The organism is Bacillus litorisediminis (assembly GCF_022808645.1).
In the GTDB taxonomy this organism is placed as follows: Bacteria; Bacillota; Bacilli; order Bacillales; family JC228; genus Bacillus_BF; species Bacillus_BF litorisediminis.
Window position 1 is genome coordinate 21,150 of the sequence record NZ_JAKZKT010000037.1, and the last position, 22,563, is coordinate 43,712.

Sequence of the window (22,563 nt, forward strand, 5' to 3'; positions counted from 1 at the left end):
ATAAAATTGTTACTTAAAATCGTCCCATGTAAAATCAATCGTTAACATTCCTGTATGTTCTTTAGAATCAGATGGCTCCATATTTTTCGTTGCTAATTCCGGATTTCGAAAACAGACAAGTTCCTTGTAATACCCAAACATTTTGCAGATTTCTGGTCTGACCGAATGAATGCCGCATCTGTCTTTGTTGATATCGTAGAAAATGCAGGTTCCAAAATATCTATTTTGACTTTCAAGCTCTGAACGTATTTTTGAAGGCATAGTTTTAATTTTCTTTTTAATTCTTTTCAGCTCGTTTTCAGTGACAGGAACCGGGCCGCAACACAACCCTTTACATCCTAAACAAGGTAATGACTCCATCAAACACAGCCCCTTCTATAAAAATTTGTAATTTAGACGGTTTGTTCACCCATTTTTAAACACAAAAAAACTGTTTAGCAAAACATCTAAACAGTTTTAGTGGCTCAAATATAAATGGAATATTTTCCTAGATGCTTTTATTATACCATTTATTTGGAGTTACAGTCTATTTTTTTTGAAGACAAATTAACCAATTTTCGATTCGAAACCGTTAAAATTTACTCTCGGTATGATGGAATTTACGGGGTCGGTAGCGGGAAGTTTAATTTAGGCAGAGGGCAGTGTAATTTCGGTAGGAGGAAAATAACTCTTGGAAGTGGGGAGATGCATTACAATAGGAAAACAGTCCTGATTAAACAACTGATTTGTAACTGAAAATATAACTATTGACCTATCCTTAAATGCTACATTTGTAATATTAAAATAATTCAGAAAAAGTGGTATGATGCACTCAAGTTAGTAATCCTAACTAACAAACTATATAAAGGAAGGAGGGCAACTTTCATTTGTAAAAACAATTAATGAAAGGGGTTACATAGGTGAAAAAGATATGTAAGCTTTTAGTATCAATCTTGTTATTAGTTGCTTTTCTGCCGCCTTTTCAAGGGGTTTCTGCAACGGACGAGGAACCAGATGCAGAGCTTTGGAACGTGTTGAAACCTCTTAGTACGACTGTTACTTTTTTAAATACGGGTGCACATCCGGATGATGAAAGAAGTGATTTTCTTGCTTACTTGTCAAGGGGGCTAGGTGTCAAAACAGCTAGCTTAATCGCCAATCGGGGGGAAGGCGGCCAAAATGAAATTGGAACAGAACTAGGAAATGCCCTTGGGATTATTCGTTCCAATGAAATGATTGAAGCAGCCAAAATTACTGGTGTAAAAGCCTATCATTTAAGTGACACTACATCCGATGCGATCTATGACTTTGGATTTTCAAAATCACCTGGCGAAACCCTTGAAAAATGGGGAGAAGATGTCACCTATGAACGGCTTATTCGTTTTATCAGAACGTACAAGCCGGATATTGTTATGCCTTCATTCCGAAATGTAGATAGTCAGCACGGGCATCACCGCGCTATAACCATTTTATCTTTACAAGCATTTGAAGATGCAGCTGATCCAGCGGTATTCCCAGAACATTTCGAGGAAGGGTTAACACCTTGGCAAATTAAGAAGGTCTATTTACCTGCAGCTTCAGACTCAGTTCCAGAGAAATCCACCTCGATTGAAATCGGGATTTATGATCCAATTTATCAAATGACTTATCCGCAGCTTGGTGAGGAATCTAGATATATGCACAAGAGCCAGGGTATGGGTAATGATATTCCGGCTGAACCTAGACAAGTTAAAATTGAACTTGTAAAAGCAACTGATTCAGCTAATAATCCTGATTTATTTGCTGGTATCCCATATAATCTTGCGGACTGGGCCGAGGTTGTGCCACAGGAGGAACTAAAGGACCAATTGGTTGAACTTCAAAGGAACTTAGATGAAATTGTGGAACTTTATCCAAATCGGGAAGCAATCTTGCCTAAAGTTCAAAACGCATTAAAAGATGTGGAAAGATTAGTAGCTTTAGTGACAAAAGCTGAATTAAATGAAGACATTAAAGTGGATTTGCTCCATAAGCTTGAAATCAAGGCTGAACAGCTAAAAGAGGCAAGCTTTGTCTCATCTAGTCTTGAAGTGAAAACAACCATTGATTCTTATGTATTGACTAGCGGTGAGAAATCAAAGGTCACCATGACCATCACCAATAATGGTGAAAAGGACATCCATGAAGTCCAAGCATCTCTTGTTTTACCTGAAGGCTGGAAAAATAGTGGTACTGAAACCATCTCGAAGTTAAAATCAGGTGGTTCTGAAACCATTGTATTTGACATTCAGGTTCCTGATGAAGCTGATTATTTTGACCCGTATGGTGAGCCAACGATCCAAAGCAAAATTGCTTTTAAAGAAAACGGGTACACGACTGAATCCGTTCAGGAGCTTGAAGAAACGGTAGCGGTTTTACCAGAATTAAGCCTAACTCCGACTCCGCAAAATGTGATCGTAAACACTGCCGATATTCAAGACAAGATCCCTGTTACTGTTAAAGTGAAAAATTACTTTGCTGGAGAGAAACATGCAACGATTTCCTTAAATCTCCCTGAGGGCTGGTCAAGCGACCCGGTTGAAACCGAACTAACCTTTTCAGAAAGATTTGAGGAAAAGGAAGTGACCTTTAACCTAACTCCACCAGCACATATCGAAGCGGGAGATTTTGAAATTGAAGCTCTAGCAATAGCAGACGGTAAAACATTTAATACTACTGTACAAGAGATTTCTTATGATCATATTAAAGATTCGTATTACCAATATCCTTCGGTCATCAATGGAGTAGCTTTTGAATTATTAAAGCCAGATCATCTAAAAATCGGATATGTAGAAAGCGGATTTGATAAAGTAGCGGACTACTTAATCAATGCAGGATTTGATGTTACGAAATTGACAGAAGAAGACTTATCATCAGGAGACTTATCTCAGTATGACACGATTGTAACTGGGATTCGGGCCTATCTATCAAGAGAAGACCTTGCCCAAAATAATCACCGATTATTAGAATATGTTGAAAATGGCGGGCATTTAGTGGTTCAATATCATAAACCAGATGATAATTGGAATATTGAAGAAACAGCGCCATACCCAATCACGATCGGGAGTCCTTCAATTAGATGGCGCGTTACCGATGAAAATGCCGCTGTTACCGTAACCAAACCGGATCATAAACTCTTTAATTATCCGAATCAGATTACAGAAAATGATTGGGCCAACTGGGTTCAGGAAAGAGGACTGTACTTCCCAATGCAGTGGGACTCCAACTATGAAACATTCCTAACCATGGCAGACCCAGGCGAAGCCCCATTCGAAAGCGGCATTCTCCTAGCCCAATATGGCCAAGGAACCTACCTCTACACCAACTTAGTCTTCTATAGACAAATGGAAAGCCAAGTCCCAGGCGCCTACCGAATCTTTACGAACCTAATCAGTTATTGAACAGAGGTGAAACAGAGGGGTGAAACAGAGGGACGGTTCTTCTGTTTCAGAAACAAGGGTGAAACAAGTGAAACATGGGGACGGTTCTTGTGTTTCAAAATCATTTGAAATGTAATAGAAAATGGCTCGATTGAATTCTGATCGAGCCATTTTTTGTGCGTTCTACATTAATTTATGTGCCGCTCCGTGACGCTTATGAGCCGCTCCGTGACACTTATGTGCCGCTCCGTGACACTTATGTGCCACTCTGTGACACTTAAGTGCCGCTCCGTGACGCTTATGTGCCGCTCCGCATCATTTAAGTGCTGCTCCGTATACTTTATGTGCCGCTGCGGACCACATATGTGCTGCTCCGTACCGTTTATGTGCCGCTGCGGACCACATATGTGCTGCTCCGTACCGTTTATGTGCCGCTGCGGACCACATATGTGCTGTTCCGTACCGTTTATGTGCCGCTCGCATCATTTATCTACAGCACCGTACTCTTAATGTGCCGTTCCGTACCGTTTATGTGCCAATCTGCAGCATTTATGTTCCAATCGCTATTTTTTTACAAGAAAACAAATATCAACTTGTAAAGTGATTAGTTCGTTAGATTTATCGATCTAATTTTCTTGTATAACGTTTCAGAAAATTCCCCTGAAAATGGAATATTATGTTAATATCGAATTATGGTTCAGTCATAATAAAATTTTCAATTCTGAACTAATCATTCTTGTACAAATGAGGCGATAAAAATGAAAATTTACAACACCGTTCCTTATTTTTTAGAATACTACCAACCTACGGAGAAATTTCTAAAACACTATCATGAAAAGTTTTCTCCTCACTTCAAAGAATACCTCTTATATCACTGTAAGAACATCAAAGAGAAAATGAAAATTGCCCTTCAAAAGTATCCTGAGAAAATGAGTGAGATTAAAGAGTGCAATCAAAAAATTGAACTTTTAATACATGAAATTGTGGCAGCTTACCAAGAAACCTATGATGTAAAATTTATAAAGGATGTTCATATTATTGTTGGCTGTTATGGATCTAATGCGTTTACTCATCGACAAATTATACCTGATGTAACGTTCTGTTTAGAGAAGCTTTCTTCAAAGGTTGAGCATTTAAAAGTGATTATTGCACATGAGTTTGGGCACGTGCTTCATAATCTAATATCGGATCAAGCCGAAATGGGTTGGTCGAAGCTTAATTGGACTCATCCGTATACATGGTTGTTGCAAGAAGGCTGTGCTACGTATTTTTCTAGGAAGATTACAGAGGCTGACGAAGCGGTTTGCTTTTCTTTTGATGATGATGGGGAGGAATGGCTCCAGTTTGCGAAGCATTACCAACAAGAAATTATAACTACTTTTAAAGAAAATCTGCTGATACTAACAGATGCAGAGATTAAGAAAGAATGGTTTTCCATTAACGGTGGTACGAAATTTAGTCATACACGGCTTGGTTATTATATCGGTTATAAAGTCATAGAGTTATTGATTGAAAAATATGGAGAGTTTAAAGCGGTTACGTTATGGAAAGAACCGAATTTTTTAGATGAAATGGAGCAGGTGTTGTTAGAATTTACAATTTCTAAATAAAAACAGCCACTCCGCTGCTTTTTATTAGCAAATATAAAAAAACTTAAAAGGGGGATTAGAATGATATTTAATTTCTTTAATAATAGTTTCTATTATATTTTCTACGTATTGCAGGATGGTTGAAAAAGTAGTTATTTTCATGTAATTCCGAGAAATAATGATGAACCTTTTGCTGGATAAGGACTTCGTTATTGGTTAAAGCTACCTGAACCAACAAAAGAGATAAGTTACAAATACAGAAATAAAAGGGGGGAAAATATGTTATTAATTCTATCTATTGTATTAAGTACATTTTTAGGGTTTTTATTGCTTTCGACAATGGGTCCAATTTATGGAGGAATTATGGCTTTTGGAATTGTTGCCGGATGTTTATTTAGAGGGGTGTATTTACTTAATGAAATAAACCAACATATACTAAAAAATCCAGTGAAAAAGCATCAGATTCAAGATTATGTAAAAAAAACAGAATAGGGTTCGTTCTTATGCATCGATTTTGATAAAAAATTCATATAATCGTTGGGGCATTATTATTAGGTTCAGGAGAAGCTACTGAAAAGAAATATAAAAAAAAAATCAACATGAACAAGTACGCTAAATAAGCACTTTTGTTGATTTTTACTAGTGAACTGGTTAGATAAATAAGAATTTTTAAATACCTTTAGTGAAAGAACACATACTATCACTGAGGTGATTATATGAAAAAGCTATTAATATCTTTAATGATCATTGGATTTTTGCAAACAAGCTCTCCCAATAATTCGTGTGCTTTTGAATTGCCTATAGACTTGTCCGAAGAAGTTCTCATTAAGCAATTACAGGAACCGATTCTTTCAGTTGTAGGTGCAGATTGGTTTAGAGGCAAAGAAAAAATATTAGACATGACTCAGGATGAAGGAGATCATGATGCTTTTTTCGTTACAGTTCAAGTGGTAACCTTCCAAGGACCGCATAATCCCCCTTATATGCAAGAGATTATAACTTTTAAAATTAAGGACGATAAGGTAAAACCTACAGATTATTTTAATAAAGTTATACCAGAGAGTGAGTGGCATAAATTCGATATACCGTAAGTTTTATCTCAAAAAATGGTATTGAACTGACAACAACTCCCATTCTGTTTCAACTAGTGGATACATTAGGTGAGTAGATTTTTCTTTAGGGGAGGGGAGAACTTGAGAATTTTATATTTTGCATTATTGGTTTTTCTAGTTGGATGCTCAACTTATTCTAATGAATTTACTGTGTCAGTGGAAATCACAAAAATTGATAAAAATTTGATTTTTGTAGGCCAATAAGATACAGACATGCATCTGATTTTGAAATGGGTCAAAAAGTAAAAGTGACCTTAATTGACAGGACAAGTGAAGATGTTTGGGACTACACTGATTTTACCGTGAAAAAAATAGAAATTATTGAGTAATGTTGAAAAAATAACTATCTTTACTTTTGAAGTGACCAAGCCAATGGTCAAATGTTAAATAAAAATTTATTCGTTTTTATAGAAATAGGATATCGAATTTATAAGAATGATAATAATATAAGTAAATATCCAAAGAGACAAACACCAATTAACAAGAGAAAAAAGATTTGAATCTGCAGTATCAATTAATTTCGGGGGTTCTTTAAGTGAAAAAATTATTTATGCTGGTACTCACTTTATTTTACCTTGCTGGTTGTGCGAACATAACCTATGAGGAAATAGAAAATGCTGATTTATTTATTGATAATGCTTTAATCTCTATAGGTGATGTTGATAAGACATTTGATAAACAAAAGATAAAATATAGTTTCTTCATTAACAACAAAGGAAATATAGAGGTGAATGAGGACTCTATTGGAATTGTTTTAACTGATTGGATTAATGACAATCTGATAGAAAGCAAAATTACATCGGCAAGTATAAATGAGGGCTACATAATAGTCAGAGGTTATGTGATTTTCGGCACAAAAGATTTGACAAAAAAGGAAATTTCACTAAAAGAACCTTTTATATCTGGAATTAAAATCCGCACCAAAAATGGCAAAGAAATTTTAATTAACCATCATAATGAATAGTCAGTTTATACCTATTCAGTAATGAAGAATTTATTTATTACATTGGAAATAGACTATTGTACTCTTTTGATAATAATAGACTTCTATTGTATGATAAATTTGTGATGCTAAAGTTATATAAAAATTCTTATTTGCAGAGGTAAAATATGAAAAGTCTATTACGTGAGATTAAATTAGAGGGCGGCTTTAATTTCCGGGATTTAGGTGGCTACCAGACAAATGATGGTCGTACGGTAAAATCAGGAATGTTATTTCGTTCAGGAAATTTAAGTAGATTGACAGAAGCCGACCGGGAAATTGTCAAACAATTGGGTATCAAAAAAATCTGTGACTTGCGGGGTATGGACGAGGTTGAGAGATTCCCAGATCCGATTTTTGATGATATTACTTGGCATCACACACCAATCCTTTCAGAAGAAAAGATGTTAGGACAGGTTGGAGACGATACTGATTTTGCAGACCAGCTGAGGAATACCAAACCAGGGGAACTTTTAATGAATTTGAATCATCATATGGTTACCTACAAGAGTGCTTTCCAAAACGTGTATAAAGTTCTTTTAACTAAACCGAGTCAGCCATTACTTTTCCATTGTATGGCAGGAAAAGATAGAACTGGTGCTGTAGCTGCAGCGATTCTTAGTATTTTAGGAGTTCCCCGTGAACAAATCCTAGAAGACTACTTGTATACAAACGAAACACTGGAGCAAATGGCAGAAAATTTTACAGAGATTGGATATAATAACCTGCCAAATATCGATCAGGACGTATTAGATGCCTTGTTTGAGGCTAGAGCAGAGTATATACATGCCTTTTTAGATGGGATAGATACTAAATATGGAAATATAGATTTATATGCAAAGGAGATGTTGAATCTTTCAGAAGAAGATATAAAAGTACTTAAAAGCCAATTATTAGAGTAAGCAGCTGGGCAGCGTTAATCTAGAAGAAAAGGTTAACGCTTTTATTGTACAAACGTCTTCTTACGAAGAATCTTTGAATAATGAAGAAGGTTAGTGAAACTCTTATAAACGGAAGGACTTATTTAACTTCCCTTAAGCCCTTCCCATCAATGATATCTTGAATACCTTCTTCACAAACTCCGTATGAACGCCAAGAACAAGTTTTACACACGGTTTGTATATCGGATGGAACGGCATTCTTTCGGATACCAGCCTCAATGTCCTCCCATCTAAGAATTTGCCCGATACTAAGCCCCAACTTCTTTAAAATAACCTCATCTCTGTTATAAATATTGTCATTTTGGCAGTGGTATTCACCTGAGTTAGGGTACTTTTCACATAAATGATCAGGTCCCTTTACAAGCTGAATCCGCGTCTTGGGGTTGTTTCGCAAGGTTTGATGCAAACGTGTCATATTTTCTACGTATTCTTGAGAATAGCCCATTCCTCGATATCCCAAAAGGCAAAAAAGATGATGGCCTCGCAGCTTATACATAATTTCCCCCTCCAGTTCGACCCATTCTATTAAATTATATGTTAATTAAAAGAAACAATCAGTTATTGCATCTAATTGATCATAACATATTACAGTTGGTTAGCAGGATAGGGAAAGACAATAAGAATAATAGTGATTTATGCGAAGGTTTGTATCAATATTGATATTTATAACCACATGAAAATCGTAATTTATGTGTTCTTTTTTATTTAGTCGATAATTTTCAGAAAACAGGAATTTTTGTTTGGAATATTATGTTAAAATTGTGTTGTAGATCTAAAATAAATGAAGCAACTTTATACAATAGACTTTATCGAGCTTTGTAAGATAAGGCGGTGAACTATCTATGAAACAAGAAGTCCCATCAAAGTGGATCCCGTATATCAGCTACTTTTCCATGCTAGAAGAAGCTGTGAAATGGGAGCCTTTGCGTCAATGGAATTTATCTGATGTTTGGCGTGTTACTCTTAAATCTGGTAAAACGGTCGTTGCAAAGTTAGGAAATGAATCAATGGCGGGAGAGTTAAAAATATATAAATCCATTTTAGAGCCACTTGATCTACCCTGTCCGAGATTATACGAATCGTATGAAAACTCTACAAGTAATGTTTTTTTAATGGAAGATCTCGGACGAACTACAGTTGAAATGAAACCGACTGCAAAACACTTCACAAATGCTGCTCGGACATTAGCTGAGATACGAAATACGGCTAGAAGCCGTTTAGGTTCCCTAGAGTCCTTGGTTTACAGCGAGTATTACAAGCGACAAGAGCAGGTATTGTATGACTTAAATTTTATCATAGAAAGTCACGTATTATACTCGGATGATGAACTTGATTTGTTAAGGTCTTGGTTGGAAAAGCTACCGAAACACCTTGTTCGTCTTTATGGGGGATCCTCTGTAACCATTACTCATAACGAATACAACGCCAAGAATCTCATGATTGTTAATGAGTCAATCGTCCCGATTGATTGGTCAAACGCTTATCTCAGTCCACATTTGGGTGACCTCTATTGTTTAATCTGCGAGGCAGAGGGAAGTGGTATTGAAAAGTCGGTCGTAATCGGAGCATACAGCGAGCTAGACAATATTGATGACATTGAATGGCAAATTCAAGTTGGGGGGATATGTTGGCTAATTCGTGGTCTTTGTTGGGTTTGCCAAGAAGGCATACACAAGGTTCCAGTGACTCGTTCATGGATTCCTAAAATGATTACTTCAATATATGAGTGCTTTGAACAACTTTGATTTGGACATCAGATATTGCGTTAACCGTGCATTCCTTTAAATAGGGATGTTGTTTCCTCTTAAAGTAACGGGGCATGGGTCGTTAAATAATGAAGATTTTTTAAAGGTGAAGGAATGATAAAGCTAAAAGATTTTAACCAATTCAAATGGATCCAAGAGGAAAAAGAAAGTATTGATTTTGAAAATTGGAAAGGTTGTAAAGTTTCGAATTTATTACCCGCTAGATATAATCATTATTGTAAGATTATGCACCCAATCTATCTCGATTCGACGATAAAAGATGAATCTCTTTTGTGGAGTCAGTGTAATCCAGATGAACCGGTACAATTTGTTTTTGGTGAGAGGCTAACTTTAAAAGAATTAGCTGAAAAATATAAACTTCATTATACAAAAGAGATAAGCACCTGGACAATTTCACATTTATTAGGTGGAATTCCAAGGTATTTATTTATTCCTGAGGAAGGAAGTATTGATGAAAAAACGCTTCGTGAACTTGTTTCAGTTTTGAAACCCTTTACGAAAGGAATCCAATGCTACTTTCAATATCATTTATTAAAAATAGTTCATAGCTTTCCTGGAAAAATTGAAAATGGACAGTTGTATTACGGAAAACTAGAAGATGTTTTCCAGTTGTATGAAATGGGAGATGGAAGAAGATTCGGTTCACCAAGTTATTGGTGGGCTGAGGACAAAAGTTGGTGTTTGCACACAGATTTTGATTCGGATTTCTCCCTGCTGGGAGGAAGCAAAGAAATAGTAGAGGCTCTCCTATCCAATTATGAATTGGAATGCATAGAAGTGGACGTGTCCACAAGGGTTGATAACAAAGCAGATAAAAAGAATCTTCATTTTTAATTCTTGTTCATCTAAAGGGTCAGTTGGTTACAAGAAGGAATAACTATTTTATGTAGGTGCAGGGAGGATATCTTATGATATATAATCATCAAAATAAAACAATTACCACTGAAAGGCTAGTCCTAAGACTGTTTCAAAAATCTGATGCAGAAGCAGTAACTAAGCTTTGTAATAACTATAATATTTATAAAAATACATTGTACTTGCCTTATCCATACTCTATAGAGGATGCTTTATCGTGGATTGAACACCATCTTGATCATTTTATTGCTAATAAATTATTTGAATTTGCCATAACAGATAAGGAAAGCGGAGAATTATACGGGGCAATAGCGCTAACTAACAACCACAAGTTTAATAATGGTGAAATGGCTTATTGGATTGGCGAAGAATTTTGGGGAAATGACTATGCTACAGAAGCAGCGCAAGCTATATTACAATTTGCATTTGATGAAAAGCAATATCATAAGGTATTTGCTCGTCACTTTAATTCAAATCCAGCTTCAGGAAGAGTTATGCGAAAGTTAGGCATGAAAAAAGAAGGGATATTAATCGACCATGTGAGGAAAGAAAATCGATATGAAGATCTAGTTCTTTATGGGATTATTAACTCCATAGGATAATCGATCTTATATTACAAAGGCAATATTTAAGAGTATAGAGAGGTGAAATGTATGAGTTCACAAGAAGAGTTAGGTTTGCTCGAAAGTGCACGGAATGTCTGTCTTGCTTTGCCTGAAGCTGTTGAGCATATCGATGGTTTTGGTCACACTACCTTTCAGATCAATGGAAAATCCTTTGTGAGATTAGGTGAAAGCGAGAAAGGCTCCAGTCTGTCATTCAAATCCAATCGAGAAACGCAAGAATGGTTGCTGCAGAAAGAGTATTTCTTCAAAACTCCCTATATAGGGCATCATGGCTGGGTATCAATACGCAATCCGCGTAAGGAAAACTGGGTTGAACTGACCGAACTGATTCAAGAAGCTTATTTACTTGCGGCACCAAAGCGTTTGGTAAGGGAATGGATGGAACTGCATAAGAAATAATCCTTTTTTCTATGGAGAAGTATATATGTTTTGCTGTCTTAATAGCTGTACAACCATCTTTCCAATTTGTCTGCCTAACCTTAGGCCTTCTTCGTTGTCTACTTTGAAATGGACACCAGCGTACAAACGAGATTGAGCACATTCTTCCATTAACTCTATGAGTCTAGATGACTCTCTCGGAAAGAAATAGCTTAATATGACTTCTGCACACCCGGCAACAGTAGCATGAGCAGAAGGATAGGCAGGGAAACGTGGCGTAAACAGCACAGTAGATAGGTTTCTGCCATATTGATTTGGACGTGCTACATCCCATAGATATTTAAAATACCAGGACATGACAAATGCATCATTTATGGAAGCGTGAACATATCCTAGTAATCTTGCTATATTCGGTGATCCTATTCTATACTTTCGAGCTAAGTCGAAAATCATGTGACTGATATGCTCTGTTATTTCACCTGTTCCCCAATATCGTGCGATTTGTTTTTGTTGAGGGGTTAAAGAGTACAGTGTTTGTTCTACGATGACTAGTTCTGTTTCCCAATCAATATTACGGGGATTTCTAATTTCCCAATGGATACGTTGACCAAAGGAATCTAAAAATGTATGATCTCCAACCCTTGAAATAAAAAACATTGGCCAGTATCCTACTTCTGAAGAATTATTGGCAGGGGGGAATTGCTCTCCTTCATATGGATGTTCTGACCATCTTCTGTAATTTAATCGCATAATGCATAAACCCCCTTAGTATGTTCCTTCTAATTCCTTATGATTTAGAGGAATCATATATGTTAATCATTTCGGTGGGAGATGATCTTTTTTGTCATTCTTTTCAGAATATAGGGAATTCGATTGGAATGATATGTTAAAAATTAAAATGAGCTAAAGAGACGGAGTGAGCATATTTGGGTTCAAGAATTATGCATTATTGTATTTCATCCATAATTGCTGACAAAATGAAAATTAAAAATAAAAATGAATTTATGTTAGGAGGAATAGCCCCGGATATACATGGACTAATGGGGGTTCCCAAGGGTTTGACACATTTTAAAGATAGAAATGGTGCTAAAGATAGACACGTAGATTACATAAAATTTTATAAAACATATAAGGATGTGATCAATGAACCGTTTTATCTTGGGTATTTATGTCACTTAATTTCTGATGAAGTTTGGTTAGATATGTATTTTAAAAAAGTCGATTACTTATCGCCAGAGCAATGGAAAGAAAAATTACATACATGTTATAGTGATTTTGAAAGATTAAATGGAAGAATCATCGAACATTACTCCTTGAAATTTCTTCAGCACACCATTCCAAATATAGATATAGAAGGCTACGATACCAAGTTTATACCAGTTTTACTTCAATTGATATCCAACGACTTTGTAATGAATGAAGAATTAATGAATGAGCAACTGGAGCTTTTTAACAATGACAATAGTGAAATTATTGAGTATATTGACAAGTCAGTAAATGAAAGTTTAGATTTTGTAACTAATGTTGAAGTTATGGTAAATAGCTCTTCAACATAAATAGAAAGGTCGTGATGAAAGTCATTTTTCATTGTTTTTTTTGTTGTTTTCAGAAAATTTTGACCCAATACTGGGATATTATGTTAAAATTGGTTTATAAAACTGAAATTAACAATTTTTAGAGAGAGTGTGAAAGCCAATGGGTCAAAAGAAGCAAAAAACCCATATTCCCTTTCGTTTGAATATTATATTCTTTTGTGTGTTTTTGTTATTTTCTGTTCTCATTTTTAGACTAGGCGTTGTTCAAATCGTAAATGGGGAAACGTATTCGAAAGCTATTCAACGAACAGAAGAAATTACGGTAAACAATTCCGTACCGCGGGGGAAAATGATTGATCGATACGGGAAGATAATCGTTGATAATATTCCGCTTAATGCGATCACGTATACGCAAGAACAATACGCTGATCAGCGTAAGATGCTTGAGGTAGCGGAACGGTTGGCGTTACTGATTGAAAAAGATACTGATGATTTAACTGAGCGGGAAAAGAAAGACTTTTGGCTGATGACCCATCTGGACGAAGCTGAGGCCCTTATCACGGAAAAGGACCGTCAGGATTTAAAAGACAAAAAGATTAATAGCCTTTATCAGGTTCAGTTGGAACGAGTAACTGACGATCACATTAAGTCTCTTACGAAAGAAGAACTAGAAGTCGCTGCAATCTACTTTGAGTTTATTGGGGGTTATGCTCTCACCCCACAAATTGTTAAGAATGAAAACGTTACTGAAGAAGAATTCGCAGTTGTCAGTGAAAATCTAGCAGCTCTTCCGGGTGTGGATACAACAACAGATTGGGAAAGATCCTATAAATTTGGTGATACATTGAAATCCTTATTAGGAAAAGTATCGTCTGCTGAAGAAGGAATTCCGCAAGAAGAAAAAGACTATTATACGTCACGCGGATACAGTTTAAATGACCGCGTTGGACTCAGTTACATAGAAAAAGTATATGAAGACCTCTTGCATGGGCAAAAGGCAAAGGTTAAAACCGTTACTGATAATAATGGAAACATTATAGATACAGAAGTGATTTCTGAAGGGGAACGGGGTAAAGACCTAATCCTGACGATTGACATGGAGCTTCAGCAAAAAGTTGAAAAAATAATAGAAGAAGAACTAATTGCAAAAAGAAATAATTATTCAAATACTGATTATTTAGATCGTGCGTTTGTAGTGATTATGGATCCTTACACCGGTGAAATACTGACGATAGCGGGAAAACTGTATCAAAAGAATGAAACAACCGGCAAAATGGAGATGCAGGATTTCGCGTTAGGAAATATTTCAACCTCCTATGTTATGGGTTCCGCTGTTAAAGGTGCAACAGTATTAACTGGATATGAAGAGGGTGTCCTAAGAGTTGGGGAAAGTTTAGTCGATGAAGTGATTAAAATTAAAGCTACTGATCCTAAAAGTACCTTTGGAAGACCTCTAGGAAGTATCAATGATCTTAGGGCAATCTACAAATCTTCAAACGGTTTTATGTATAAAATTGCGATCGGTCTTGGAGATGGAAACTATCAATATGACCAGCCATTGTATCTGCGAGAAGATTCATTAGATATCTTTAGAAGAAATTTCTCACAATTTGGCCTTGGAGTACCGACGGGGATTGATTTGCCAAACGAGCAAGTAGGATTCAAAGGTGAGTTTGGTGCGGGTTTAGTATTAGACTTTTCAATAGGAAATTATGATACCTATACACCGCTGCAAATGGCCCAATATGTTTCGACGATCGCAAATGATGGGTATCGGATGAAACCGCAGTTAATCAAAGAAGTAAGAGAACCTATCTTAGACCAAGAACATTTAGGACCGATTCTGGATACCTTTGACCCAGTAGTGCTAAATCGCTTAACGATGACACAAGAAGAAATAGATCAGGTACAATTCGGGTTTTATCAGGTTATGCATCATCCGGAAGGTACCGGAGCGTCTTTCCGTGATCTTCCATATGAACCAGCCGGAAAAACAGGAACGGCCGAGACATTTGTCTATGACCCAGATTTAGGAAAAAGCGTTCCAACTACTAATCTTTCATTAGTCGGTTATGCACCCTATGATAATCCTGAAATAGCGTTTGCCGTTGTTGTTCCATCCGCCTATCAAGGCACTATACAATCCGGTCACCATATGAATTTAGATATCGGAGAAAAAGTATTCAATGCCTATTTCGAATTAAAACAAAGCCGGGACAGTGAAAATGAGCCTGTTCAAGGCATTGAATATTGAAGAATACAAGAAGGGCATGAAACAATTCGTAAGGAAAATGAACACGGAATTTCAGAAGAAGAAATCATTCAATAAGCACTGGAAACACCTTAAAAACAAAAAACCAGATGTGAAGAGGCACTCACTTCAGGTTTTTTGTTCGTATATCCATATTGGAGACGCCTTTTCAAATAAAATGAAAGAGCCTGAAATATACAAGTTTTAAGCATGACTTGTATAATCCAGGCTTTTTTACATGCATATCACATACAGCCATAATCAGCATTTTTAAATGCAAAATACAGAAAAGGGAAAAAAGCTGAAACATTCTATTAACAAAAACGTACGTAATTTATGAGAATCATAGGATCCTAATAACGAACAAAGGGAGAGATTCATTTGAAAAATCCAATACGAACAAAATGGACTGTAATCGGGCTAATCATTTCTTTGTGTATTCCTACAATGGCGATGGGAAAGGAACCAGCTGGCAGCTCTAGTTCAACAAACCAAATTATGAATCTAGTTGAAAGTTCTGAAGCGATGAGTATACCTAATGCTCATAATCTACTAAGTATACCCATGAGTGTTCCTCAAGAGCAAAGTCTGCTCACTGGGAAAGGCCACATCTTAGAATCCAATAAATCTCAAAATCGTTTCGAACAGAATGCAGTTCAATTTGTTTCTAATATGGAAGCGAGTAACTATAAACAAGCCTTAAAGTTGTCATCTCAAGCCTTGAAGAAATCAATCTCCGAACAATGGCTGGAAATCTACTGGACCACACTGAAACAACAATTACAACCACAGGCAGGGTCATTTATCGGTTTCGGGGGAGTTGAAGTCAAGGAATCAAACCGGGTCCATACTAATGTAGAAGTTGAGCTTCAATTCGAGAAAGCAACGGTTCCGTTTACACTTAGATTAGACAAGAATAAGAAAGTGGATGATTTTCTATTAAATACGTCTATGGGTCCGGTTGCGTCAGACCCTGTATACAGTAATCGTAATTCCTTTACTGAAAAAGACGTTGTGATAGGAAAAGGAGATTTTGCGCTGCCTGGAACGCTGTCGATTCCAAAAGGAGAGGGACCATTTCCGGCAGTTGTTCTTGTCCAGGGGTCAGGTGCAAGTGATAAAGATGAAACAGCGTATGCATTAAAACCATTCCGCGATCTGGCGCACGGTCTTGCTTCAAAAGGAATTGCTGTATTACGTTACAACAAACGGACATTTGAACATACAGTAAAAACAACAGCTGATCAAAATCATACAGTTGATAAAGAAACAACAGATGACGCCATTCTAGCAACACGTTTACTTGAAAAAGAGGCAAAAATAGACGATGTGCAAATTTATATTCTGGGTCACAGCCAAGGCGGTATGATGGTGCCTCAAATGATCAATCAAGATAAAAGGCAAAATATTGCCGGTGCCATCATAATGGGCGGACCCGCACGAACTATTCAGGATGTTGTTCTTGATCAATTTGAATATCTTCTTTCAATTGGCCAAATTACACCTGAGGACTATGAGTTTTTTACTGCCCAATTTGAAATGTTAAATGATCCGGATTTCTCAGGAGAAAATCCTCCTGAAGAATTTCAGCTTGGTCAGGCAATGTTTTGGGATTCGATTAATGATATTGAAGCAGCCGAGATGGCAAAGGAACAGAATGAACCATTGCTGATAATTCAAGGAGAGCGAGATTACCAAGTGGTATCAGACATCGAGATTCCTATTTGGAAAGAGGAACTTTCTCATCGGGACAACGTTGAATATCGGTTATACCAAAAGCTAAATCATTTCTTTACAGAAGGTGAAGGGGACATCAGCACACCGTTTGAGTATCTTTCCCCAGCCAACATTCCGGAATATGTAATTAATGACATAGCTGAGTGGGTAAAGTCTAAACCCGATAAAAGTGAATAAAAAACTTGTTGATCACCCATCTTTCGTATATGATGGGTGATTTTCCGTATTGAAAATAGGAGCTCAGCTGATTAGCTTGATTAGTAGATTAGTTAATAGAATTTAAATAAGACGTGATTGAAGTGGAAATTCGTTCAGACTACTATAAATTATCTCCATTCATCAACGAGTACTGGGGCGGAAGAAATATATCTGATATGCTGCCAAAATTATTTTTTAACCATTTTTTCTTTTTAAGCTAAAATGGCATATAAAAAAAGTCCTGCTAGAATTTATTTAGGGACGAAGTATTACCGTTTAAGAGATGATATTTATTAAATTAAAGGGAAGCGTTGATCCAAAAAGATGAAGGGTTAACGCTTTTTTCGCTAAAGTTATTTTACTAATGAAACAGGTGAATTGAACAAACTTACAAAAATGGGTTACTTAACATTAAATAATGAGATTAAAAAAATGAAACCAATTATTATTTGTTCATGTCTAAAGAGTGATGAAAGGAGGTACCACAGTGGGAAACAAAGAATTGCATGCAATTTACCCAAATGACGAAATCGTTATCGATTATCAAGATACAGGAAAAGTAATTGAGCAGCTAATGGAACTCTACGCCGAGAAGGTCTACCTGCTTGCTTATTCTTTTGTGAAGGATAGAGGTTTGGCAGAGGACATTTCACAAGAGGTTTTTTTAAAGGCTTATAAATATCTAGGCCGTTTCAGAGGAGAGGCGTCTTTAAAATCCTGGATATATCGCATTACTGTTAATACTTCCAAAGATTTTTTAAAGAAAAAGAGCTTGAAGCAACTGCTGTTAAAAAGTAGCTTCCTTGAAAATTTCAAGAGAACTGAAAGCACTGAATCCTCTTTTCTTAAAGCTGACCGGAATGAACAGCTCCTGCAAACAATCATAAATTTGCCGATGAAATATCGGGAAGTCATTGTGCTCCATTATTTTTATGATGTAAAAATTAATGAACTTGCCGAGACACTTGAGTTAAATTCAAATACCGTAAAAACAAGGCTTTCTAGAGGGCGAGATATACTGAAGAGGAGAATGCAAGCGATGGAAGGAGATGAATTTTAGTGGAAAAAGAGCTAAAAAAGATATATGAACATTACCGGAATAATTACTTTAATGATCAAGTAGCAGTACGGATTGAAGATAAAGTCCACCAAAATATTAATAAAGAAAATAGTATCCAGAGTGAGAAGATGCAGCGCAATATATTCGCAAAGAAAATATCCTATGTGATTGTTTCTTGCTTAGTTTTATTCGGGCTCTTTATCGGATCTGCATTTGTTTCACCAACAATGGCAGAAGTAGCCTCCAAAATCCCATTTTTAAGTAAAATTTTTGAACAAAAGCCAATTTATGAGGTTTTACGGGAGAAACTCGAGGATAAAAACTATGATATTGTCGGGACAGGATATAGTGTTCGAGAGAAAACTTATTATGTGACAGTAAAAGGATCAGGGGAATATTACAATCAAGTAAAAGAAGAAATTAAAAAAATCACAGAAGATGTTATCTCTTCCAGAGGATACGATGATTTTAAGGTTGAAGTAGAGCAAGAGAGGACAATTGATCCTGAAGTTGATCCAGCAAATGATCCTTCATATCGAGATATCGAGCTTTCGCTTGATGTATTGCAAGAGGTTGTCCCCAAATTGCAGCAAGAGGGCTATAAAATTCATAATTACGGTAGCGGCTATACGGGTCCAGATGCTAAAGTTATTAGGTTAGATGTGGACATCGAAGATACAGAAAAACGAACGGAGGAAATCGAGAAGGCAATTTTTGAAGGTATTAAAAAGCAGGATATTCAAAAAGAAGTTTCGATTAAATTCCACCCATTTAATGTTCATGAAAGGGAAATTGAGCAAAAATGGACTAGTGATATACTGCCAGTTATTTGGGAAGGCATGCTAAGTAAAAAAGAGTACAAAACTAAAGGCGTTGGGTACTCCTATAAGAAAGGTACTATGAACATTTTTATAACAACAACAATAGATAAGTCAGACAGCGAAGCACCTGAACTAGCAAAAAATATCGAAACTGTCATTCGTGATTTCCTGCAATCAGATGACTTAAAAGATATTGTTGGTGATACACCTTATAAAATTGTCATTAGAGATAAAGATAGTAAAGATATTAACTAAAAAACAAGACGGTACCTCCAATATGGAGTATCGTCTTGTTTTTTATAAATTTTTAAGATCAAATACAAAACCAAAGTAAATAATATGTTAATTGTAAGAAGATGCGTTGTTTAATAACTTGGATGAAGCTGCTTTTAGAGAGAACCCTGTATCTAATCCCGATACGAAAAACTCGACTGCATGGCACTTATGGCAGCATTGCTAGAATTGAAGATATGACAATGAATATTTTGTATCACAGATGATTTTTTTTCATGTTTCATACAAACTCGATCTCAGGACTGGAATATTATGTTAAAATTGGTTTGTTAGATCTAAAATTAACGGTACAGGTTATTTGAAGAACAGCAGGAGATATGAAAAAGGAGTTGATTTCAATGAAAACAAAAGTCAAACACCCATTTATCTACTTTTTAATAGAACCCAATGTCGTTTTGGTTTATCGGATCGAAATACAAAATTATATAACGATTTCGGATTTGAGTAACTTGAGCATGTGTAAGACATTTCAATTCAATCATCGTGATGATTTTGAAACGTTTAACTACAGTGAAGGAAAGCCAGATGAAGGAAGAGCGTTTTATTTAAATCAGGATGACATGAACAAGATGGTGGAGGAAATAAATAAGCATATTCAAAAATATCGACATTTAAATGGGCTGGGGAATCAACTTGGTGCGGTTCATATCGTTACGTCTGAATCTGCAGCTGGTTCTTTAAGAGTAGGACTTGAAAGACCAAAGACAGTAATTGGATTTCCAGACTCTTTTTCGATTGGACCATTGTGGAAATTACATGAAAAAATAGGTCAATCAAATCGAAATGAATGGTTATTTGAAAATATTAATTATGAGCAGGAAGATTATGAATATGAAAATAAATATACCAATACATTGCGTGAGATTGAGGATATAGCAAATCATGTACCAATCTATATATGGTATGGAAATAATGCTGATGAACAAACAGTTCTCCGTTTTTTCCTCTATTTATTGAGAGACAAGACTAATGAGATATTTCTTATAAACGGAACTGAACTCAATGAGAGATTTTGTGCAACCGAAGAAGATCAATCTTTTCTCCATACAAGTCAAATAGAGCCAAAAAAATTAAGAATAATCTATGAAAATAATAAAGAAGAGAAACCCTTATCAGATCAAAAGAGAAATCAATTTCATAAGGAATGGGAAACACTTTCCCAAACAAAAGAAGTGTTACGTTTGTGGAAAAACAATCAAATTAAAGGTGTACCAGAATATCATTATGATCCACTCATCATTGAAACAATTGAAAAGCTACATCATAAGCAGGGAATAAAAGATTTTATTCAGACTGGAAGTGTAATTGGAGAAATAGTTAAACAAATGAATGCGTATATAAATATTTTCTTTTTAGAATATCGGATTCGGCATTTAGTATACAGTGGAGTACTCGCGTTAAAGGGAATACCCAAATCAATGAGACATTATAGTGTAAAACTTCTCTGATTCTTCCCCTCGCGATTTACGATTGAATTGATTCAAGATGAAGTGACGCATTTTGGTGAAATTATTGCATAAAGAAGCAGGTTAATGGAAGAATGAGAAACTCTAAAGAGAGGAATAAAGGGAGATTAAATAATGATTATACGTCATGTTTTTTCAATCGTTGGTTTGGTGATCGCATCTATTATGGGAATTTACGCTCAAGATATCACTTATTTTTTAAATGAGAAGTACCCTGAACTAGGGCTAGGTGTAGTTATAACGGTTCTGACTTTAATGAGTATCAGTTTGTTTCTTATCATCTTCATAAATACCAGATAAAACGTCTCTTTTCTATGTTTATTCAAGTTTGTTTATAGGTGTCCCCATTTCATCATTTTCCTTTTTTGTTTGGGCGATGTGGATGGGTTAAGGTGAAGATCTGAAAAAAACATGGCTAATCTTATGGGGTGCGTTGATCTAATAAAGGACTAACGCTTTATTTGTTGGAAGTTAGTTCGCTAAAGGGATTGTATAGTATAGGGACCAATGAACAAAACTAATAGCCAATGAACAAAGTGAAGAAGGTGGGTAAATCAATGACTTACCAGCAAGGGCTAAATCAAATAGAAAAAGCGGTTCAAAAAATTACTGAAGCCAATCAGCTAACTGTTGAATCGGTTATGAACGTTTCTTATTTACGTGGCAATGGTGGATAGCATTGGCTATGATGATTGTTCCTTGGATTATTTGGGTGATATTTCGCGACCGTAAAAATTCAGCCCGTCTATTTTCTGCTGGTTTACTAGTCATGGTAATATCTGAAATTCTGGATGCGATTGGTGTTAGTATGGGAAAGTGGGCGTACCCAGTAAAAGTGATACCTGTAGCCACCGTGAGTTTTTCATTCAGACTTTCCGTTTTACCTGTCTTAACTATGTTGTTGTTACAATTTAAACCTCGATTAAATCCATTTATAAAAGCAATTTTTTACGGTGGATTTGGTGCATTTGTTGGTCTGCCACTGTTAGCTAGTATTGATTTGTATAAGAAAATTGATTGGGCGTATACATATTCATTTTTTATTTTATCTACAACGTATTTACTTGCTCACTGGTTTAGCCGAAGGAATTCCTTTCAAGAAATTAACAATAATAGAGGAGAAAACGCTAATTTATTGTGAAATGGAAAAGAAAGAATGGTTATCCTCTTATTAGCCTTAGTATAAGAATTTGCCGGCAACAGATAATAAATAAAAAGGAGGGTAAACGTAATGTCACAGGACGGCAAAAATATACATAGAAAAAAACCTGGTATAAAGGATTATATGGATAGTGAACAAATTGAAGATCATTTAAATAGCGATAACGCATTTAGCGATAAAGGGTTAAATAATGCACGTTCAACTAATGAAGCTGTGAAGAACAGAAATCAATAGAGGAAAGATACATAAATCGCTGAACAGAAAAAAACGAACCCCGGGAGTGTAATATAAACTGTGTAAGTAAGGAATACGTACGGTTCCTTACTCACACAGTTTTTTATTTGATAGAATAATAAGTATAAAGCTAAAGGAGTGTTTTCAATGGGGAAATTGAAAAGAGATCCGAACTCCGT

The 22,563-nt window shown here is 35.9% G+C and carries 23 protein-coding genes and 1 pseudogene; 21 read left to right on the top strand and 3 right to left on the bottom strand.

What is annotated here, in order from left to right; genetic code table 11:
• Window positions 1–9: 9 nt before the first annotated feature.
• A complete protein-coding gene (locus MLE14_RS16770) occupies window positions 10–360 on the bottom strand; it encodes a YkgJ family cysteine cluster protein (protein WP_243299568.1) in 351 nt (116 codons plus the stop codon).
• A 539-nt stretch (window positions 361–899) separates the two neighbouring features.
• Between MLE14_RS16770 and MLE14_RS16775 the strand changes: the two genes are divergently transcribed.
• The 7 genes from MLE14_RS16775 (at window position 900) to MLE14_RS16805 (ending at window position 7,962) form a co-directional block, all read left to right on the top strand.
• Window positions 900–3,398, top strand: coding sequence for an NEW3 domain-containing protein (locus MLE14_RS16775; protein ID WP_243299569.1), 2,499 nt, complete (start codon window positions 900–902; stop codon window positions 3,396–3,398).
• 302 nt (window positions 3,399–3,700) lie between these two features.
• A complete protein-coding gene (locus MLE14_RS16780; RefSeq protein ID WP_243299570.1) occupies window positions 3,701–3,976 on the top strand; it encodes a hypothetical protein in 276 nt (91 codons plus the stop codon).
• Window positions 3,977–4,135: 159 nt separating this feature from the next.
• On the top strand, window positions 4,136–4,987 hold the full coding sequence (locus MLE14_RS16785; RefSeq protein WP_243299571.1) for a hypothetical protein: 852 nt from the start codon (window positions 4,136–4,138) through the stop codon (window positions 4,985–4,987).
• Window positions 4,988–5,245: 258 nt separating this feature from the next.
• Complete coding sequence (locus MLE14_RS16790) at window positions 5,246–5,458, top strand: hypothetical protein (protein WP_243299572.1); 213 nt, start codon at window positions 5,246–5,248, stop codon at window positions 5,456–5,458.
• A 224-nt stretch (window positions 5,459–5,682) separates the two neighbouring features.
• Entirely contained in the window at window positions 5,683–6,057 is a 375-nt protein-coding gene (locus MLE14_RS16795; RefSeq protein WP_243299573.1) for a DUF3888 domain-containing protein, read from the top strand.
• Between the two features lie 556 nt (window positions 6,058–6,613).
• Window positions 6,614–7,042 carry a hypothetical protein gene (locus MLE14_RS16800; RefSeq protein ID WP_243299574.1) on the top strand — a complete coding sequence of 143 codons (429 nt, stop codon included), beginning with the start codon at window positions 6,614–6,616 and terminating at the stop codon, window positions 7,040–7,042.
• Window positions 7,043–7,188: 146 nt separating this feature from the next.
• Window positions 7,189–7,962, top strand: coding sequence for a tyrosine-protein phosphatase (locus MLE14_RS16805; protein ID WP_243299575.1), 774 nt, complete (start codon window positions 7,189–7,191; stop codon window positions 7,960–7,962).
• A gap of 118 nt (window positions 7,963–8,080) precedes the next feature.
• Here the strand turns inward: MLE14_RS16805 and MLE14_RS16810 are convergent, their stop codons facing one another.
• Window positions 8,081–8,497: a DUF1284 domain-containing protein gene (locus MLE14_RS16810; RefSeq protein ID WP_243299576.1), complete on the bottom strand. Its 417-nt coding sequence runs from the start codon at window positions 8,495–8,497 to the stop codon at window positions 8,081–8,083.
• 346 nt (window positions 8,498–8,843) lie between these two features.
• Here MLE14_RS16810 and MLE14_RS16815 point away from each other — a divergent pair, with 346 nt between their 5' ends.
• From MLE14_RS16815 to MLE14_RS16830, 4 genes are all read left to right on the top strand, one after another.
• Entirely contained in the window at window positions 8,844–9,746 is a 903-nt protein-coding gene (locus MLE14_RS16815) for a phosphotransferase (RefSeq protein ID WP_243299577.1), read from the top strand.
• A 114-nt stretch (window positions 9,747–9,860) separates the two neighbouring features.
• Window positions 9,861–10,601 carry a hypothetical protein gene (locus tag MLE14_RS16820; RefSeq protein ID WP_243299578.1) on the top strand — a complete coding sequence of 247 codons (741 nt, stop codon included), beginning with the start codon at window positions 9,861–9,863 and terminating at the stop codon, window positions 10,599–10,601.
• A 74-nt stretch (window positions 10,602–10,675) separates the two neighbouring features.
• Window positions 10,676–11,224 carry a GNAT family N-acetyltransferase gene (locus tag MLE14_RS16825; protein WP_243299579.1) on the top strand — a complete coding sequence of 183 codons (549 nt, stop codon included), beginning with the start codon at window positions 10,676–10,678 and terminating at the stop codon, window positions 11,222–11,224.
• A gap of 51 nt (window positions 11,225–11,275) precedes the next feature.
• A complete protein-coding gene (locus MLE14_RS16830) occupies window positions 11,276–11,647 on the top strand; it encodes an MmcQ/YjbR family DNA-binding protein (protein ID WP_243299580.1) in 372 nt (123 codons plus the stop codon).
• 9 nt (window positions 11,648–11,656) lie between these two features.
• Here the strand turns inward: MLE14_RS16830 and MLE14_RS16835 are convergent, their stop codons facing one another.
• Window positions 11,657–12,376, bottom strand: coding sequence for a vanadium-dependent haloperoxidase (locus tag MLE14_RS16835; RefSeq protein ID WP_243299581.1), 720 nt, complete (start codon window positions 12,374–12,376; stop codon window positions 11,657–11,659).
• Between the two features lie 176 nt (window positions 12,377–12,552).
• On the opposite strand from MLE14_RS16835, the gene MLE14_RS16840 reads away from it, so the two are divergent.
• The 10 genes and pseudogenes from MLE14_RS16840 (at window position 12,553) to MLE14_RS16885 (ending at window position 22,384) form a co-directional block, all read left to right on the top strand.
• Window positions 12,553–13,182 (top strand): zinc dependent phospholipase C family protein, encoded by a 630-nt coding sequence (locus tag MLE14_RS16840; protein ID WP_243299582.1) that lies wholly within the window; start codon window positions 12,553–12,555, stop codon window positions 13,180–13,182.
• Window positions 13,183–13,321: 139 nt separating this feature from the next.
• Window positions 13,322–15,415, top strand: coding sequence for a peptidoglycan D,D-transpeptidase FtsI family protein (locus MLE14_RS16845; RefSeq protein ID WP_243299583.1), 2,094 nt, complete (start codon window positions 13,322–13,324; stop codon window positions 15,413–15,415).
• A 372-nt stretch (window positions 15,416–15,787) separates the two neighbouring features.
• Window positions 15,788–17,326, top strand: coding sequence for an alpha/beta hydrolase (locus MLE14_RS16850; protein WP_390629086.1), 1,539 nt, complete (start codon window positions 15,788–15,790; stop codon window positions 17,324–17,326).
• A gap of 122 nt (window positions 17,327–17,448) precedes the next feature.
• Window positions 17,449–17,553: pseudogene (locus MLE14_RS16855) on the top strand (GNAT family N-acetyltransferase); the annotation flags it as partial.
• A gap of 281 nt (window positions 17,554–17,834) precedes the next feature.
• A complete protein-coding gene (locus MLE14_RS16860) occupies window positions 17,835–18,407 on the top strand; it encodes a sigma-70 family RNA polymerase sigma factor (RefSeq protein WP_243299585.1) in 573 nt (190 codons plus the stop codon).
• On the top strand, window positions 18,407–19,483 hold the full coding sequence (locus MLE14_RS16865) for a DUF4030 domain-containing protein (RefSeq protein ID WP_243299586.1): 1,077 nt from the start codon (window positions 18,407–18,409) through the stop codon (window positions 19,481–19,483). The genes MLE14_RS16860 and MLE14_RS16865 overlap by 1 nt, the downstream gene beginning before the upstream one ends.
• A gap of 377 nt (window positions 19,484–19,860) precedes the next feature.
• On the top strand, window positions 19,861–20,970 hold the full coding sequence (locus tag MLE14_RS16870) for a DUF1835 domain-containing protein (protein ID WP_243299587.1): 1,110 nt from the start codon (window positions 19,861–19,863) through the stop codon (window positions 20,968–20,970).
• Between the two features lie 132 nt (window positions 20,971–21,102).
• Complete coding sequence (locus tag MLE14_RS16875) at window positions 21,103–21,288, top strand: hypothetical protein (protein ID WP_243299588.1); 186 nt, start codon at window positions 21,103–21,105, stop codon at window positions 21,286–21,288.
• Window positions 21,289–21,673: 385 nt separating this feature from the next.
• A complete protein-coding gene (locus MLE14_RS16880; RefSeq protein WP_243299590.1) occupies window positions 21,674–22,129 on the top strand; it encodes a CBO0543 family protein in 456 nt (151 codons plus the stop codon).
• Window positions 22,130–22,219: 90 nt separating this feature from the next.
• Window positions 22,220–22,384 (top strand): hypothetical protein, encoded by a 165-nt coding sequence (locus tag MLE14_RS16885; protein WP_243299589.1) that lies wholly within the window; start codon window positions 22,220–22,222, stop codon window positions 22,382–22,384.
• Window positions 22,385–22,563 lie beyond the last annotated feature (179 nt).

Bases quoted from the DNA above. Each gene is read 5' to 3' on its own strand.
- MLE14_RS16835 (WP_243299581.1), bottom strand. From the start codon at position 12,376: ATGCGATTAAATTACAGAAGATGGTCAGAACATCCATATGAAGGAGAG.
- MLE14_RS16885 (WP_243299589.1), top strand. From the start codon at position 22,220: ATGTCACAGGACGGCAAAAATATACATAGAAAAAAACCTGGTATAAAG.
- MLE14_RS16810 (WP_243299576.1), bottom strand. From the start codon at position 8,497: ATGTATAAGCTGCGAGGCCATCATCTTTTTTGCCTTTTGGGATATCGA.
- MLE14_RS16770 (WP_243299568.1), bottom strand. From the start codon at position 360: ATGGAGTCATTACCTTGTTTAGGATGTAAAGGGTTGTGTTGCGGCCCG.
- MLE14_RS16825 (WP_243299579.1), top strand. From the start codon at position 10,676: ATGATATATAATCATCAAAATAAAACAATTACCACTGAAAGGCTAGTC.
- MLE14_RS16845 (WP_243299583.1), top strand. From the start codon at position 13,322: ATGGGTCAAAAGAAGCAAAAAACCCATATTCCCTTTCGTTTGAATATT.
- MLE14_RS16830 (WP_243299580.1), top strand. From the start codon at position 11,276: ATGAGTTCACAAGAAGAGTTAGGTTTGCTCGAAAGTGCACGGAATGTC.
- MLE14_RS16805 (WP_243299575.1), top strand. From the start codon at position 7,189: ATGAAAAGTCTATTACGTGAGATTAAATTAGAGGGCGGCTTTAATTTC.
- MLE14_RS16875 (WP_243299588.1), top strand. From the start codon at position 21,103: ATGATTATACGTCATGTTTTTTCAATCGTTGGTTTGGTGATCGCATCT.
- MLE14_RS16785 (WP_243299571.1), top strand. From the start codon at position 4,136: ATGAAAATTTACAACACCGTTCCTTATTTTTTAGAATACTACCAACCT.
- MLE14_RS16820 (WP_243299578.1), top strand. From the start codon at position 9,861: ATGATAAAGCTAAAAGATTTTAACCAATTCAAATGGATCCAAGAGGAA.
- MLE14_RS16795 (WP_243299573.1), top strand. From the start codon at position 5,683: ATGAAAAAGCTATTAATATCTTTAATGATCATTGGATTTTTGCAAACA.
- MLE14_RS16870 (WP_243299587.1), top strand. From the start codon at position 19,861: ATGAAAACAAAAGTCAAACACCCATTTATCTACTTTTTAATAGAACCC.
- MLE14_RS16880 (WP_243299590.1), top strand. From the start codon at position 21,674: ATGATGATTGTTCCTTGGATTATTTGGGTGATATTTCGCGACCGTAAA.
- MLE14_RS16815 (WP_243299577.1), top strand. From the start codon at position 8,844: ATGAAACAAGAAGTCCCATCAAAGTGGATCCCGTATATCAGCTACTTT.
- MLE14_RS16790 (WP_243299572.1), top strand. From the start codon at position 5,246: ATGTTATTAATTCTATCTATTGTATTAAGTACATTTTTAGGGTTTTTA.